The 15,106-nt window shown below is 58.5% G+C and carries 8 protein-coding genes and 1 pseudogene; 3 read left to right on the plus strand and 6 right to left on the minus strand.

What is annotated here, in order from left to right:
* Nucleotides 1–112 precede the first annotated feature (112 nt).
* The 6 genes and pseudogenes from hmsP to bcsR all read right to left on the minus strand — a co-directional run bounded on the left by hmsP (nucleotide 113) and on the right by bcsR (nucleotide 11,517).
* Nucleotides 113–2,119, minus strand: coding sequence for a biofilm formation regulator HmsP (gene hmsP / locus LZU96_RS19410; RefSeq protein ID WP_233985681.1), 2,007 nt, complete (start codon nucleotides 2,117–2,119; stop codon nucleotides 113–115).
* A gap of 116 nt (nucleotides 2,120–2,235) precedes the next feature.
* Nucleotides 2,236–5,703, minus strand: a pseudogene (gene bcsC / locus LZU96_RS19415) (cellulose synthase complex outer membrane protein BcsC).
* Entirely contained in the window at nucleotides 5,696–7,984 is a 2,289-nt protein-coding gene (gene bcsB / locus LZU96_RS19420; protein ID WP_233985682.1) for a cellulose biosynthesis cyclic di-GMP-binding regulatory protein BcsB, read from the minus strand. The pseudogene bcsC and the gene bcsB overlap by 8 nt, the downstream one beginning before the upstream one ends.
* Before the next feature lie 4 nt (nucleotides 7,985–7,988).
* On the minus strand, nucleotides 7,989–10,592 hold the full coding sequence (gene bcsA / locus LZU96_RS19425; protein ID WP_233985684.1) for a UDP-forming cellulose synthase catalytic subunit: 2,604 nt from the start codon (nucleotides 10,590–10,592) through the stop codon (nucleotides 7,989–7,991).
* Nucleotides 10,589–11,320, minus strand: a complete 732-nt coding sequence (gene bcsQ, locus LZU96_RS19430; RefSeq protein WP_010257415.1) for a cellulose biosynthesis protein BcsQ — start codon at nucleotides 11,318–11,320, stop codon at nucleotides 10,589–10,591. The genes bcsA and bcsQ overlap by 4 nt, the downstream gene beginning before the upstream one ends.
* Nucleotides 11,320–11,517, minus strand: a complete 198-nt coding sequence (bcsR, locus tag LZU96_RS19435; protein ID WP_010257416.1) for a cellulose biosynthesis protein BcsR — start codon at nucleotides 11,515–11,517, stop codon at nucleotides 11,320–11,322. The genes bcsQ and bcsR overlap by 1 nt, the downstream gene beginning before the upstream one ends.
* 200 nt (nucleotides 11,518–11,717) lie before the next feature.
* Between bcsR and bcsE the strand changes: the two genes are divergently transcribed.
* The 3 genes from bcsE to bcsG are packed head-to-tail and all read left to right on the plus strand — an operon-like array spanning nucleotide 11,718 to nucleotide 15,102.
* The gene (gene bcsE / locus LZU96_RS19440; RefSeq protein ID WP_233985686.1) at nucleotides 11,718–13,253 is read left to right on the plus strand and encodes a cellulose biosynthesis protein BcsE; all 1,536 of its coding nucleotides are present in this window, start codon (nucleotides 11,718–11,720) and stop codon (nucleotides 13,251–13,253) included.
* The gene (bcsF, locus tag LZU96_RS19445; protein WP_010257418.1) at nucleotides 13,253–13,441 is read left to right on the plus strand and encodes a cellulose biosynthesis protein BcsF; all 189 of its coding nucleotides are present in this window, start codon (nucleotides 13,253–13,255) and stop codon (nucleotides 13,439–13,441) included. The genes bcsE and bcsF overlap by 1 nt, the downstream gene beginning before the upstream one ends.
* Complete coding sequence (bcsG, locus tag LZU96_RS19450; protein ID WP_233985687.1) at nucleotides 13,441–15,102, plus strand: cellulose biosynthesis protein BcsG; 1,662 nt, start codon at nucleotides 13,441–13,443, stop codon at nucleotides 15,100–15,102. Before bcsF ends, bcsG begins: the two co-directional genes overlap by 1 nt.
* Nucleotides 15,103–15,106: the final 4 nt, after the last annotated feature.

Below are 15,106 nucleotides of genomic sequence, written 5' to 3' on the forward strand. Positions count from 1 at the left end.
TTAATACAGGCTGACAAACCAGCGGGAAATGATACCGACGTAATTCTGAACTGAAACGCTTCAGCATGGGGTTTTGTAACTAAAATTCTCGCAAAATCAATGAATCAGGCAATTATTCCGTCAGTGAGGGTTTTTCAATCCATGCCTGATTGAATCGCGCTACCGGCAGCGCTTCAGCATAAAGGTAACCCTGACCGATGTAGATACCGCGCGCCAGCAGCCAGTCGCGCTGCTCAGCGGTTTCGACCCCTTCAGCAATCACGTCCAGGTGAATAATGTCAGCGATCGCCGCCACGATGCGCACCATGGTGTCATCAACGGGCAGCGCCGCCACAAAGCTGCGATCCATCTTGAGCTTATTGACCGGCAGAGCTTTTAACTGATGCAGCGAATTGAGGTTGGAATAGCCCATGCCAAAATCATCCAGCGCCACCGCGACGCCGGTTTGTTGCAACATCCGCAGCAGCGAGATCGCCTGCTCGGCATCACCGATATGGGCGGTTTCCGTCATCTCCAGCACAAAGGTGCCGGGCGCAATCTGATGGCGCGTCAGCAGCGCCTGCAGATGGGAGACCATCGCGGTATCGCGCAGCTGAACGGCAGAAATATTGACGCTAAGCGGCAGCATGATGCCCTGTCGCTGCCAGCCTGCCAGAATCCGGCACGCCTCTTCAAATACCCAGCGGCCAATCGCGGTAATGACGCCAATCTCCTCCGCGCTGGCGATAAACTCTTCCGTCAGGCCAAAACTGCCGTCCGGCTGACGCATACGCAGCAGCGCTTCCGCGCCAGCCAGCTCGCCGGTTCGCATATCAATCTGCGGCTGCAGGTAGAGCGCGAACTGATCGTCATGCAGCCCCTGCAAAATATCGTGTTCCTGGGTCAGGCGTTTCTGTGCCCGCTCGGTTAATGCCGCATCGAAGAACAGAATCTGATTTTTCCCCTGATGACGCGCCGACATCATGGCGGAGGTCGCGCGATCGAGCAGCTCATTGGCGCTCAGCGGCTGGTCGTCGCGCAGCGCCAGCCCGATGCTGGCGTTAGGTCGCAGCTGCAACTGATGCAGATTCACCGGCTGGTTAAGCCGAATCATCAGGTTGCGCGCCAGCCGCAGCGCGCGGAATGGATTACTGGCGCGCTTCATCAGCAGCACGAAATCGCTGGTGCCGGTCTGAGCCAGCAGCGTGTGGTCATCCAGCGTGCTGCGGATCTTCTCGACCAGGGTCAGCATCAGCGTGTCACGCTGCTCATCACTCAGCACGCCGTTGGCTTCCTGCAGGGTCTCAATACGGATCACCATCAGGCCGAGTGGCTGGTCAGGGTTGCACATATACTGATCGACCAGCGCCAGAAACAGCGCCCGGTTGGGCAGGTCGGTGACGTCAAAATGGGTGGTCAGCCGGCTCATCTCATCGTGTACCGATTCCAGCACCTGCTGATTACGATTGTAACTGCGGATCAGCATGCCAATCTCATCGTCGCGATGGCTCGGCGGCAGCGTCAGTTTGTGGGTCAGAATCGACTGTGGCGGCAGCTCCTGCAGTTCACGCGAGATATTACGCAGCGGATGCACCACCAGCCGGTTAATGCACCAGCTGATCGCTACCGACAGAATCAGCGCCAGCAACAGATAGGTGGTGATCATGGTCGACAGAGTACTGAGGATGAACTGGTAAACGCGGGTCGAGTTAGCCTGCAGCACCAGATAGGCGAGAGGTTTCGGCAGGCCGGTATTCTCGACCGAGTAGAGCGGCAGCGTTATCTGCACCGGCAGCTCAAACAGGCGCGCCACCAGCCGCGGCACCGGTTTTTCGTTTTCAAAGTCAGCGTGCAGCGCCTGGAAGGCGTTGGGCAGCACCACATCGGCACGCGATAAAATCCCGGCGGGCTTCAGTGAGTGAAGAATGCGTTCGGCCTGCGGAATATCGGCTCTCAGTACCGCTTCCGAGAGCGGCTGACGCACGGTATGAGCGATATTCTCCATCTGCTGGGCGTAGTCAATCCTGCGCTGCTGCACAAAATGAAACAGTTGGATGACGATAAAGATGCTGATGGTGATAACCGCAACCAGCGAAACCGTCGCCATCTGCTTTATCGTAAGTGACCGGCTTACCCGCAAAAATTCTCTCCTGACGATGAAAAAAGCCCAGATAGCAGACAGTACAATGCCCGCCAGTATATCCCATAAACTGACTTTTTTACCGTCTGAAAAGTCCGGCTTTTTCCCGGTCGGGATTATTTGAAATCCGCGTAAGGGGTCAGCGGCTGTGGCGGCATATCCAGATCCCCTTCCCAGCCAGCGGCAGAGTAACGCACGTAAATAAGCCCGTGACTTGGGGTATAGTCTTTCGCCTGTTGAATATCGACGCCCACCCCGATAAACCAGTCGGGCGTGATACGACGTTCAACCACGCCCTGCAGCGTATACCCGGTGCCGCTACCGGTGCTGCTGGCGGAAACGGGATTGCTGGCAAGGGTAAAACCGGGATTGACCGGATAGCGCTGCTGCGCATCGGTTTTCGAATGTGACCAGGAAACCGAGCCGCCCAGGTCGAACGACCAGTTTTCCGTACGCTGTCGCCAGGTGACCGGCACGGAAAAGGAGAGATACTGCTGCGGACTGTAGTAGCCGCCCTGACCGAAGGTGTAATCGCTGAGATCCTTCTGGTAGTGCCAGAGCATGCTGTTCAGCCCGACGGTGGCCCGGCGATTATCGCTATTAATGAGCTTGTAGTAGTAGCCGGCCATTAAGCGCTCGCGACTGTTATCCGCAACGTTTTTACCGGTGATCTGATGCGCGCTGATGTCGCCCCAGACACCGTGCGCCCCACCCTGATCGTAACTCAGCCCGATGCTGCCACCCGTTGCCACTACGCCGCCCCAGCTTTTTCCACCGTTGGTCGCTGGATCGCGCGCGCCCGAATAGGAAAGCAGCGAACTGGCGATCGGCCGTCGCGAGGCGGTCAGCGTCACGCCAAGATCTCTGACGTCAGTTTTCCAGCTCAGACCGCCGGTCCAGTTGGTCACCTCAAAGCCCAGCGGCGTGGTACCCAGATCCGCTGACCAGCGGTCATTATGCCAGCCGACGCCCAGCGCGGTGCCCTCGGCGCGCTGACTGGCATCGCGGCTGCATCCGCCGGAACTGGCGTCGTCGCAGCTACCAAACTGCTCGTTGAAGCTGCCGTTGCGGGTGGAAAAACTCCCTGCCGAGACGTCCACCCGGTCGAGACGGAAAAAACCGCGTCCGTCGGCAAACGGACTTTCCGCCTGTAGCATGGTGGTATGGGCAGTAAAGTCGGAGACCCCAGCCGTACCCTTATTGCGCGAATAATCCTGCTGCACCGTCAGCGTGGTCTCACGCTGACGATAGAGATCGGCGGTGTCGCTGCGAATACTGCGCTTCAGCCAGTCATCCTGGGCCTGAGTGCGTGTCGCGCGGCTGATACTTTCGCCGCTGCCGATACCGCTGGCTGTCATCGCCTGACGATAATCCGCCAGTGCGATCTCTGGCTGCTGCTATGTGCGCTCCAGCCGGGCCGCATCACGAAACACCAGTGCCTTATCCTGTGAAGGCGGCAGTGACGCAGCGCGCTGCTTCAGGCTGGCAAAGCGCACGGCAGCCTGCGTGGTTTCGCCCACCGCCTGCCATGCCAGCGCGGCGCGGCGATCGGCATTAAGAGTGTTGGGCTGGGCTGGCTGCTGCTCAAGTGCCTGCCGTGCTTCACCGGTGCGCTGGAGCGCGACCAGCGCTTCGATTCGTCCCAGCGCTGCGTCGCCGCTATCCGACTCGCGCGACAGCACCTGCTGATAGGTCTCCAGTGCCTGCTGCGCATCCCCGCGAGCCAGCGCCCAGTCGGCCAGCGTCAGGTCGCGTCGACTGGAAACCGGCTGCTGGTAAAGCAGCATCACCGCTGCCGGCTCCTGCCCTGCCGCACGAAGCGCTTCAGCGCTGGCAAAAATTTTATCCTGCCCGAGCCGGTCAGCCAGCTCATGCATATTGCTGTTCCACTGCGTTTCAGGCAGGCGATGCAGCGTTGCCAGTGCGGCGTCATCATTATCCCGGCTGGAAAGGTAGAGTGCGGCGGCGTAGACCGCAGTCGCATCTCCGGGATGCTGCTGTTGCAGCGTCGCGATCTGCGCATCCGCCTGTTGGGTGGCCCCACCGTCGCGTAGCGCGCTCGCCAGCCGATAACTCAGCCAGACGTCATCCGGCTGCAACGCCAGCGCCGCCCGATACTTCTCTGCCGCCTGCGGCCATTTATTCTGTCGGGCGAGCGCATCGGCCTCGGCGCGCAGACTGTCACTGCGTAGCGCGCGCAACGTTCCCGCCATCTCGCGCTGCTGCGCGGCAGGTAGCGTACTGATAAACTGCATTACGCGGGCAGGCGACTCGGCCTGATAAAGCCCGGCCAGGCGACGCACGGTGGTGGTGTTGGTCGCGTCAAGCCGCAGCGCATGCTGCCAGAACAGTTCGGCACCTGCCGCATCTTTACGCGCCATCGCCACATCGCCCATGCCAATCAGGGCATAGCTGTAGGTGCTATCAATTTTCTGTGCGGCGCGGTAAGCGCGTTCGGCTCCCTCAACGTCATGCTGCGCCAGCGCCTTGTCGCCCTGTTCGACCGCCAGCCAGTAACGGTTAGTCTGCAGCAGCGACTGCCATTTGCCGATCAACGTGCTCTGCTTGCCCGCCTCAACGGCGCGCTCCAGCCAGAGCACCGCCACATCACGATGGCCGGCGCGTGCCTGAGTCTGCCCCATTGCACCCATCAATTCGGCGTCGTTGGGGTTATCCTTCACTGCCCGGCTAAGCGCTGCCATTGCATTATTGACATCGCCCGCCTCGACCAGCGCCAGGCCACGCATCCGTTCGCGATAGGCGGGATCGGCGAGCTGCGCCTGCTGCTTCGCCAGCACATCGGCGCCCTGCTGGTGTGCGTCGCCGTCGATAAAGACAGCCAGATAAGCCTTTAACTGCGCCACGCTGCTGTCGCTGACCGGCTGATCGTTGATTTGCTGCAGCCAGAGATCGGCGGCGGCGGCGCGTCCGCCGTTGCTGTTTGCCAGCTTTTTCAACTGCGCTATCGCCTGCGCCGGCTGCTGTTGATCAAATGCCATGCGTGCAATTTGCAGCTCAACCCCGATATTGCCCGGGTAGCGCTGCTCCAGCGCCTGCAGCTGCTGGTAAGCGACGCTCTCCTGACCGGGAATGCGTGCCAGCAGCCGCCAGTATTCCAGCGCCGTATTTGCATCCGGAAAAACCCCGCCGAACAACGCATCGTAAGCACTTTTCGCCTCCGCCAGGTGCCCCGAAGTGGCGAGCAGGCGCGCCTGCTGTAGCTGCTGCCGCCCATCCGACGACATCAGCGTCAGGCCGACGGCTGATTCACGCGTCGCGGCCGAGTCGGGCGCAACCTTTTTCAGCTGCTCCAGTAGCATCTGCGCTTTAGGGATATCGCCCTGACGCAGCGCCAGCCGCAGGCGAGCCGCCAGCACCTGCGGATTATCGGGATCGATCTTCTCAAGCCGGTAGAGCGATTGCTGCACCAGATCGTATTTGTTGGTCGACTCGCCGGTGCGTACCTGTGACAGCAACCATTCGACCGGCGACACCTCCGGTCCGTCGACCGGTGCAGCCAGCCCCGGCAGCGCACTCAGTGCGCCGAGCAGCATGCCTGCCCGCAGCACCCGGGCGTTATTCATCTTCATCCAGTAAACGACGACGGGTAATAATTCGCATCAGACGCCAGGTCATCAGCGCGAACAGCACCACCACAAAGAGTGCGCAAAGTGCCAGCCAGAAGGGATGGATTGAGAGTAGCGACCAGAGACGCTCCCACCACGGCAGATGACCAACGTAGTAGCTCTCTCCCACGCGCAGACTGTTAACCCCTGACTCGCGGATCACCACGGTGGAGCCAGACATCGTGCCACGCTTGCCGCTGTCACCCATCGCCTCGTTGAGCAACTGCCAGCTGCGCGGCGTGCCATCGGCGAGCAACGCGACAACGCTGCGCTGATCGTAAAAAGGTGACTGGAAGCCAATCACTGTTGCCAGCGGGCCGCGGGAGCTGATAGTCGTCGTGCTTTCTGCCGCCTGCTCGCGCTGACTTTGTGGGTTCACCTCCGGAGTGATCCGTCGCACAGGCTCTTTCAGCCAGCTGGCGGTAGCGTCAACCAGCGCAGGGATCTGCTGGTCATCCTGAAGATCTTTAGGGATGACGCCGATCATCAGCAGATCAACATCCTGCTTCTTCGCCGTGTCCCAGTCATCGGTCAACTGAACGCGCAGCGCCGGATAGCCGGTTTGCGCACCCATATTGCCCAACGTATTCAGCAGCGTGCTGACCTGTTCTGCATCGGGCTTTGGCGGCATCAGTACCAGGGTTTGCGCCAGATCGGCGTAGCGGCTGAACGGAAAGCCCGCATTCGCCCACGCGCGCAGCGACGGCATTTCGATGTAGTGGCGATAGCCGGAAAAATCGATGCTGGAATTGTCGTCCACCACCACATGATGCGTAATCGGCGTTGCGGTTTCGCAGCGCCCATCCGCGTTGCCGCTGATGGTAATGTTGGCGTAATCAAAATCGAAGCGCAGCTGATTCACTACCCCGAGGCGCAGCGCCGGAATCAGCAGCTCATGGCTCTTGTCCAGCATTCCCTGTATCAGCGGAATATGCAGCAGCTGCTGACCCGTGGTGTTTTTCGGCGGCAGCGGATAATCCTGAATGAACTGATTATTCAGGTTGACCGCCAGCCGTGAGCCATCCGACTGGAAAGGCGCGGTATAGCGATAGCTCAGATCCATATCGATACCGCGCGCGCGAACCAGGAAGAGATCGGGCGGCAGATTGAGGGTCAGACTAACGGGATTAGGCTGCACCCCATCAGACTGCAACTGATTCTCATATTGCGTCAGTTCGGCGAAAGTGGTGCGGCGATCGGTTCGCACCCAGTTAGGTGCGTCATAGGCCTGGCGCGGGGAGAGCAGCTTAACGCTGTCGATGGTTGAGATATCGCCGCGCAGCAGCAGCTCACCCTGGGCGATACCCTGAACCGCCGTCAGCAAGTCCTCATCATTGCGTCCCAGAATCAGCAGCATTTTTTCATACGGATTATCGGGCTGGCTGACAATCTCTACTGTGGGTTTCGCCACCGGCGGCAGATCTTTCAGAAAATCCGGGCGCGCATCGTTGGTGGCAAACACCACCGCATGCTGCTGTTGCGGCAGCTGATTGTAGAGCACCGGAAAGCGCTGCCCGCGCCAGCCCGTTTTGCTGCCAAACCAGGAAGCAAGAATGGCGGCGGCCCGCTGCTGCGTGACATCCGGCTGGGCGCTGAACACCATCGGCAGGGTCAGCGGTCGCGTATCCCGCGAATCAAAAAAGGGTTCGGGAAAGTGAGAGAGGTCATTTTTCAGCGGCAGTTTTTGCAGCGTCAGATCGATGCCGCTCTGTTTGCCGATATCCAGCCAGATTGCGCTATTGGCAGGATTTTCACAGACGTTGGCGTAGTGGCCCACCAGCTCGAAACGCACGCGGTTAAAGTCGGTAATGTAACGCGGATCTATCGACAGCTGCGTCTGGGTCTCTTTACCCAGCTGTTCCGGCGTCAGGGTGATCAGACCGACCAGCTCATCATTGAGATAAACCTTCAGCTGCGACAGCGTCGGCAGCAGTGCGGGCGAAGGCCGAAAGCTGAGGTTCAGCAACGCGCGCGTCACCACCTCATCGCTACGCACACCGAACTCAATCTGTCCGGTGGTGCGGGTGCCACGCAGCGTCATGCTGCCTGGCGGCGGTGCCAGCTGGGCAAAGCTCAGCTGGCTGTTCCGCAGCGGTGCGCCGTTATCCTGCGGTAAAGATTGCACAGGCGTTACACCATTGATGTTTGCGGGCACGTCCTCCTGCGCGGCGGCACAGCTTAACGTTGCACTGCCCAGCAGCAGAGCGGCAAACCACCTGTTTACTCTCGGTATCGTCATATCATCAACTCAATGCGTTTTTTGAAGCCGGCACACGTCCGATGCCTTGTGGCAACAGCGAGGCCAGCCAGCTCACCCCAACGGTAAGCAGGTTAAACAGCCGACGTAACTGCGGTGGGCCATATTCCGCCAGGCGCAGGTAACCTTTGAAACCGAGGATCATGATATCGGCGAGGCTTTGCACCGGTTTATCTTCCGGAAAACCGTCCTGCCACAGCGCCCAGGTATCGGCGCGGGCGAAGGTACACTGGATAAATTCAATATGCTGCTGGGTGGTCAGCTGATGGAGACGCACGCCAGCACGGTGGCCAAAGACACGCTGCACCTGGCACGGGAAGCTGAACTCCTGCTGTCCACGACGCAGCAGCAGCCACACTTTTTCATTCTCCCGCAGCGCATCCGGCTCGCGCATCTCCAGCCCGACACCGCCGTCAGAGTAATCACGCAGCGTACAGGGCAGCATATGACCATCTTCGCGTGCAATGGCGGCCGGCATGGCGATCTCCACCCGGTGCGCCTCACGGATCTGCCGTGCTTCAACCGAAACCGCTACCGCACCGCCAAGAATAATCATGTTGTAGAGCACCCAAATCAGGCTCACCCATACCGTCAGTACCTCATTGGCCGGACCGTGCTGCATGCGCCAGAACGCCATCAATACCCCCGCGAGGTTGAGCAGCACCAGCAGCATATAGGGCTTGGTTATCACCCAGTCCAGATGCTGCTCCTCCACCAGCCCGCCTTTTGCGGTGACGTTAAACTTCCCTTTATGAGGATTGAACAGCGCCACGGTGGTAGGCCGGGCGATATACCAGGCCAGCACCGTCTCGTAGACCTCGCTCCAGAAAGAATGTCGCCAGCGTCCCTGAATACGCGAGTTGGTGAGGCTGGTATGCAGCATATGAGGCAAAACATAAATGGCGATCGCCAGTGCAGGCGCGTAGATGATGTAGGCATGACAGAGCAGAAACGCCAGCGGCGCCAGCAGGAAGACCAGCCGCGGAATGCCAGAGAGAAAATGCAGCATGGCGTTGGCATAACAGAGCCGCTGTACCCACTTCAGCCCCTTACCAAACAGCGGGTTATCAAGGCGGAAGATCTGCACCATACCGCGTGCCCAGCGGATACGCTGTCCGATATGCGCTGACAGACTTTCGGTCGCCAGTCCGGCCGCCTGAGGAATGCGGATGTAGGCAGAGGTGTAGCCGCGCCGGTGCAGACGCAGCGAGGTATGGGCATCTTCGGTAACGGTTTCCACCGCAATACCGCCAATTTCATCCAGCGCGCTGCGGCGCAGCACGGCGCAGGAGCCGCAGAAAAAGGTGGCATCCCAGGTATCATTACCGTCCTGCACCAGCCCATAAAAGAGCGAACCCTCATTGGGCGTACGACGAAACCGCCCGAGATTGCGCTCAAACGGATCAGGCGAGAAGAAGTGATGCGGCGTCTGCATCATCGCCAGCCGGGGATCTTTAATAAACCAGCCCATGGTCATCTGCAAAAAGGCGCGCGTCGGTACATGGTCACAGTCGAAAATCACCACAAATTCGCTGCGGCAGTACTTTTTCAGCGCGTGATTGATGTTGCCGGCCTTGGCGTGCTCATGGGTGGGACGGACGACATAGTTGATACCCACGCTGGCGGCAAAGTCGCGGAATTCCGGCCGGTCGCCGTCGTCGAGCAGATAGATATTCAGGCGGTCTTTCGGCCAGTCGATGCCCATGGCAGCGTAGATGGTGGGTCTGACCACGCTGAGCGGTTCGTTGTAGGTTGGCACCAGCAGATCGATGCCTGGCCACTGATCCCGATCGACAGGCATCGACACCGGCTGACGGTTAAGCGGCCAGAGCGTCTGAAAATAGCCCAGCACCAGCACCACCCAGGCGTAGGTCTCTGCCGCAATAAGCAGCAGACCAAACACCAGACTCAGCGGATCGTCCCAGTTCAGCGTCGAGGTATAGCGCCACCAGAGGTAGCGGCACGATACGGTCAGCGACAGCACAATCAGCATCATGGTCGGGAAACGCCCCGGTACGCGTCGTACCAGCATCGCCAGGCTCCAGAGCAGTACCACAAAGATAAACTGCGTCATCAGACCAAAGGGCTGGCTGATACAGAGCAGCGCCAGCAACGTGGCAAACAGGGCGGTGACGGCGAAGAGGCTGCGTCGCACCAGCGGCGACAGCCGCTTCAGCCACTGTTCGATGCGCACATCGATTCCCTGGGTCTGTGAGTGGGCAACGGCCCTGTCCAGCCAGCGGTAGCCATGATGGCGCCAGCCAGACAGCGCACCGAGGCCGCGGAAACCGCCACGAGCGCGATCGCTCTGCGGCAGGATCACCAAAAGCCACAGCGTCTGGATCAGATAGCGCAGGATATCCAGTGGTCGCGGCCGCTCCGGCGAAATGTGCGGATAGAGCCGGCGGCGCTGCTGAATAATCCGCTGCCAGCCCGGCGTTTCGAAGCGAAGCAGCATCAGGCCCAGCACCGACCAGAACAGATGGAGCGCACTGGCGAAGCGGGACGCGCCATTGCCTCGTGCGGTGGTGTAGCCCCTGTGCAGCGATTGCCAGGCGGGCGCGGTTAACAGCCAGCACAACGGATTCAAGAGCTCACTCCATTCAGATTGAGCAGCAGCCAGCTTGCCAGCGTGATGATCTCTTCACTGACCAACGCATGTGGCCGGTATTCGCCGACCGGCTGCTTCATCATCAGCGCTTCTGCCAGCGCCTCATCCCGGTGGATCAGCAGCGGGATCAGCGGATTCAGCGAGGCCATCCAGAGCTGATGAAGATCCTGCTGCAGACGGCTGTTGGCATTAAACTGATTGATAATAAAACGGGTGCGCGCCGGGAACTGACGCTGGCTAAGCCGCAAATGGCAATTCGCGTCTGGCTGAGTGACGCACAACAGGCTGTCCAGCGTCGGATAGAGCGTTTCATGCCAGGGCAGGGTATCGGCAGGCAAATCGAAAATAATCCACTGATAGCGCGCCCGCAGGTCCGGCAATGCCTGGAGCAGCGGCGCGGCGATCGCCTCATTCTGTCTGGCAATAGTCAAAGCATGCTGATGGGAAAGCACCCCATGAGGCAGCAAATCAGGACCATCGGGATAGCGAAGCCCGCTGTGCTGCCAGTCACCGCCCTCACAAAGTGCTTTCATCCAGCCATTATCCTGCTGAGCGGGCAGATTAAAATGCACGCCGAGCTGGCTGACCGGGGAGCCATCGATCAACAATACTCGCTCGCCGAGTGCCGCCAGCGCCCAGCCCAATCCGGCACAAAGAGAAGTCGTGCCGACGCCGCCCCGTACGCCCTGAAGCGCGATCTGCGGCATCAGCGATCGGTCTCAGACTGGCTGGCAAGGGTTTCCGCTAACAGCGGCCAGCGCGACACGATCGCTTTCAGGCGCTCTTCCCGCGCAATGTCGACATAGCGGAAAGAGTGCAAAGAAAACGCATCACGCAACGCACTAATATCATCCTGACGATCGCCATCAGCGGCAACAGGGTTATAGAGATTGTGGTTTTTCATTACTGTTCGCCAAAAATAAAACAACGTCACACTCAGGATGACGGACTGCGCGTAAAGGAAAGTTGAAAAACATTTCCAGAAACGCGGCAATTGCAGAACAATGTGAGCCGGCCTGTGATTAGCAATGTTTAAATTTCTCAGGTTACATCCCGGCCTGTCTATAATAAGCTAGCCTGGACTGGAAAAATAACGAATTCAATATGAAAAATTCTTTTTCGCTGGGGCTGTTGCATGTTCAGCCTGAATTAACGGCATTGCAAACGCCTGGCTGTTATTGGGTGACCTGTGCGCGGCAGGATGACGCCCGCACTTTTATTCGACAGGTAATTTCACATCAGCAGGCCGTAACGCTGATCAGCGCTGACCAGCCACCGCGTGATTTACTGACGCCCGACCCCATTGGCGGACCCGATCGTATCCCGCTGTTTTCTCTTTCCAAAAGCAAAGGCAGTTTGTTGCAGCTGGAAAGTGATTTTCTGCGCACGCTCGGCAGTAAAAATGGGTTAGTGATATTTAATAGCAACACAGCGCAATGGGATAAGCTTGATGACGCAGAATTATCCCGCTGGATAAAGGGCATGCGTCAGACGCTGCATAAAAGAAAGCTCACCCTTTTAATCGTGACCTCCGGCGCCACAATAATAAATCTGAGTAATCATCTTCAGCGTTATTTTCGTCAGCTGGATGGCGTTGCGCATTTGAGCTTTCAGCAGGATAGCTGGCAGTATCGAATTAACTGGTGGTATACCGCGGAACGCCTGCTTGCCGATCGGGCAATACGTCTGGGCTGTGAAAATGAACGCTTTTTTACCTTAAATGAAAAGCAGGAACCGCTGAGCCTCAACGACGAGCAGCATTATCTTGCGGACAACATCGTGCTCGAGGGCGCACCGCCGCTTTCACGCCAGTGGCAACTGTTCGAGGATAATGAACAGGTCTGGTTGCGGGCGCAGCAGGCCAATGCCGCAACGGTGATTTTCAGCCTGACCCGCAGCGAATATATCAACGAACTGGCGAAGATGGTGCACAGCCTGCGTCGTACACGCGGCAACGGCCTGAAAATTGTGGTGCGCGAGATGGGTGCCAGCCTGCGTTATAGCGACGAACGTCTGCTGCTGGCCTGCGGTGTGAACGCCATCGTCCCGACCAACGCCACACTGTCGCGCTTTCTGACCACGCTGGAGGGCCTTCAGGGACAGGTGTTTAACCGTCGCGTTCCCGCCAGTCTTGAGGCGTTAACCGCTTCGTTGCAGCCTCTGCATGAGAAAGGCTACCTGCGTCTCGACGCCTTCTGTCAGTCAGTCGGCCAGTTGATCAGCAATACCCTGCTGCCGGAAAATGATAAGGGCCTGCTGGTCGCGTTGCGGCCGGTGCCACAGCTTAAGCCTCAGCAAATCCTGACGCTCTGTAAACCGCGCCGCTTTGGCGACCTGGTCACGGTGCTGGAAGATCGTGTCATCCTTTTCCTCTCTTCCTGCCGCTACAACGACCTTGATAAAGCATTGAAATATATCTTTTCTCTGCCTCACGACGAGCTGTTTGCTAACCGGATGGTCTGGTTTGAGGATAATCAGATCCTCGCGGAAGTCAGCAATATCAAGAAACTGACGCCGATGGCAATTCAGGATCTGACTCCGGTATCAGAGACGGTCCGCGCCGCCGTTGAGAGCCGGCCTGAAACAGATGAACGCGCTGCACCGCAGCCCATCACTTTATTGCCGGAGAACAAAGCCTGATGAATCTGATGGACTGGGTACAAATTGCGCTACTTATTCTGGTTATCCTGCTGTTTTTAAAGCCGTTATATCAAAAATGGCTACCCCGTCGCTGGAACGGCATCATGAATCGCCTGTTGCCGGCGCGCGCGCTTAAATCGGAAGGTCACTGGCAGCGTCAATCCTCTGAAACGGATAGAAAAAATTAATGAATACTGATCAACCTGCGGCGGCCTCCTCTTCCCGCTTCTGGTCCTCCTGGCGCGGACTGGGCGGCTGGAATTTCTACTTTTTACTGAAGTTCGGCCTGCTGTGGTATGGCTATCTCAATTTTCACGCCCTGAGCAATCTGGTGTTTCTCGCCTGGCTGCTTTTTCCGTTACCCTCGGCGCGCCTGCATCGCATCCGCCAGTTGATCTCGATTCCGGTTGGCATCGCGCTGTTCTGGCACGACACCTGGCTGCCAGGACTCAGCAGCATACTCAGCCAGGGCGATCAGCTGGCGGGCTTCTCTGCGGCCTATCTGCTCGACCTGGCCGATCGCTTTATTAACTGGCAAATGGTGGGGGCCGCCTTTGTGCTGCTGGTTCTCTATCTGTTTGTTTCACAATGGATTCGCATCACGGTGCTGGTTTCGCTGATGCTGATCTGGCTTAACGTGCTGACGATTGCTGGCCCGGCGATGTCGCTGCTGCCGACCCGGACGGCCACGCCACAGGTTGTATTGAATCAGACGCCCAGCGGCGGCCAGCCAGCCGCCACGCCGGACGGTCTGGAGCAGTCTGCGCCGCCGACCAGCGCAAATCTCACCGCCTGGCTGAACCGCTTTCATGAAAGTGAACGCCAGCGCGTGACGCATTTTCCCGACAATCTGCCCGCCGATTCGCAGCCTTTCGACATCCTGGTGATCAATATCTGTTCGCTCGCCTGGTCTGATATGGATGCTTCTCAGCTGCGTAACCATCCGCTGTGGCAGCATTTCGACATCATGCTGAGCAATTATAACGCCGCAACCAGCTACAGCGGACCGGCAGGCATCCGACTGCTGCGTGCCAGTTGTGGCCAGACCTCGCATAGCGATCTCTATAAACCTGCCGATCCGCGTTGCTATCTGTTCGACAATCTGGCGAAGCTGGGCTTTAAAGAGCAGTTGATGATGGATCACACCGGCGTATTCGGTAACTACCTGAAGGAGGTGCGCGAAGGCGGCGATATTCAGGCACCGCTGATGTCACAGGCGGGTATCACACCAGAACTGACATCATTCGACGGCTCGCCGGTCTTCAACGATGCGCAACTGATGCAGCGCTGGCTGGACGACCGCAGCAAAAGCAGCGATGCGCGCAGCGCCACTTTCTACAATCTGATCCCGCTGCACGACGGCACCCGCGAACTCGGCAGCACCAAAACCGCGCCGTGGAAGCCGCGCGCGCAACTACTTTTCGATCAGCTTGATGCCTTTATGACGCAACTGGAGAAGTCGGGCCGACGGGTGATGGTAATGGTAGTGCCTGAGCATGGCGCAGCATTGCAGGGAGATAAGATGCAGATGTCCGGCCTGCGCGATATTCCCAGCCCGGATATTACTCACGTACCGGTAGGCATTAAGTTCGTCGGAATGAAGGCGCCGCATCAGGCTCAGCCATTGAACATTGATGCGCCAACCAGCCTGCTGGCCTTATCAGAGATTGTGTCGCGCGTCGTAGATGGGCAGGTTTTTAATGCCCCGAATGTGAATATGTCGGTGCTGACTGACAAGCTGCCGCAGACGCCGGTGGTGTCGGAAAATGACGGTGCGGTGGTGATGATGTATCAGGGCAAACCCTGGATCAGGCTGAACGGCGGCGACTGGGTCGCCTATCCGCAGTAACGCG

The sequence above is a fragment of the Pantoea agglomerans genome (genome assembly GCF_021397715.1).
Classification (GTDB): domain Bacteria; phylum Pseudomonadota; class Gammaproteobacteria; order Enterobacterales; family Enterobacteriaceae; genus Pantoea; species Pantoea astica.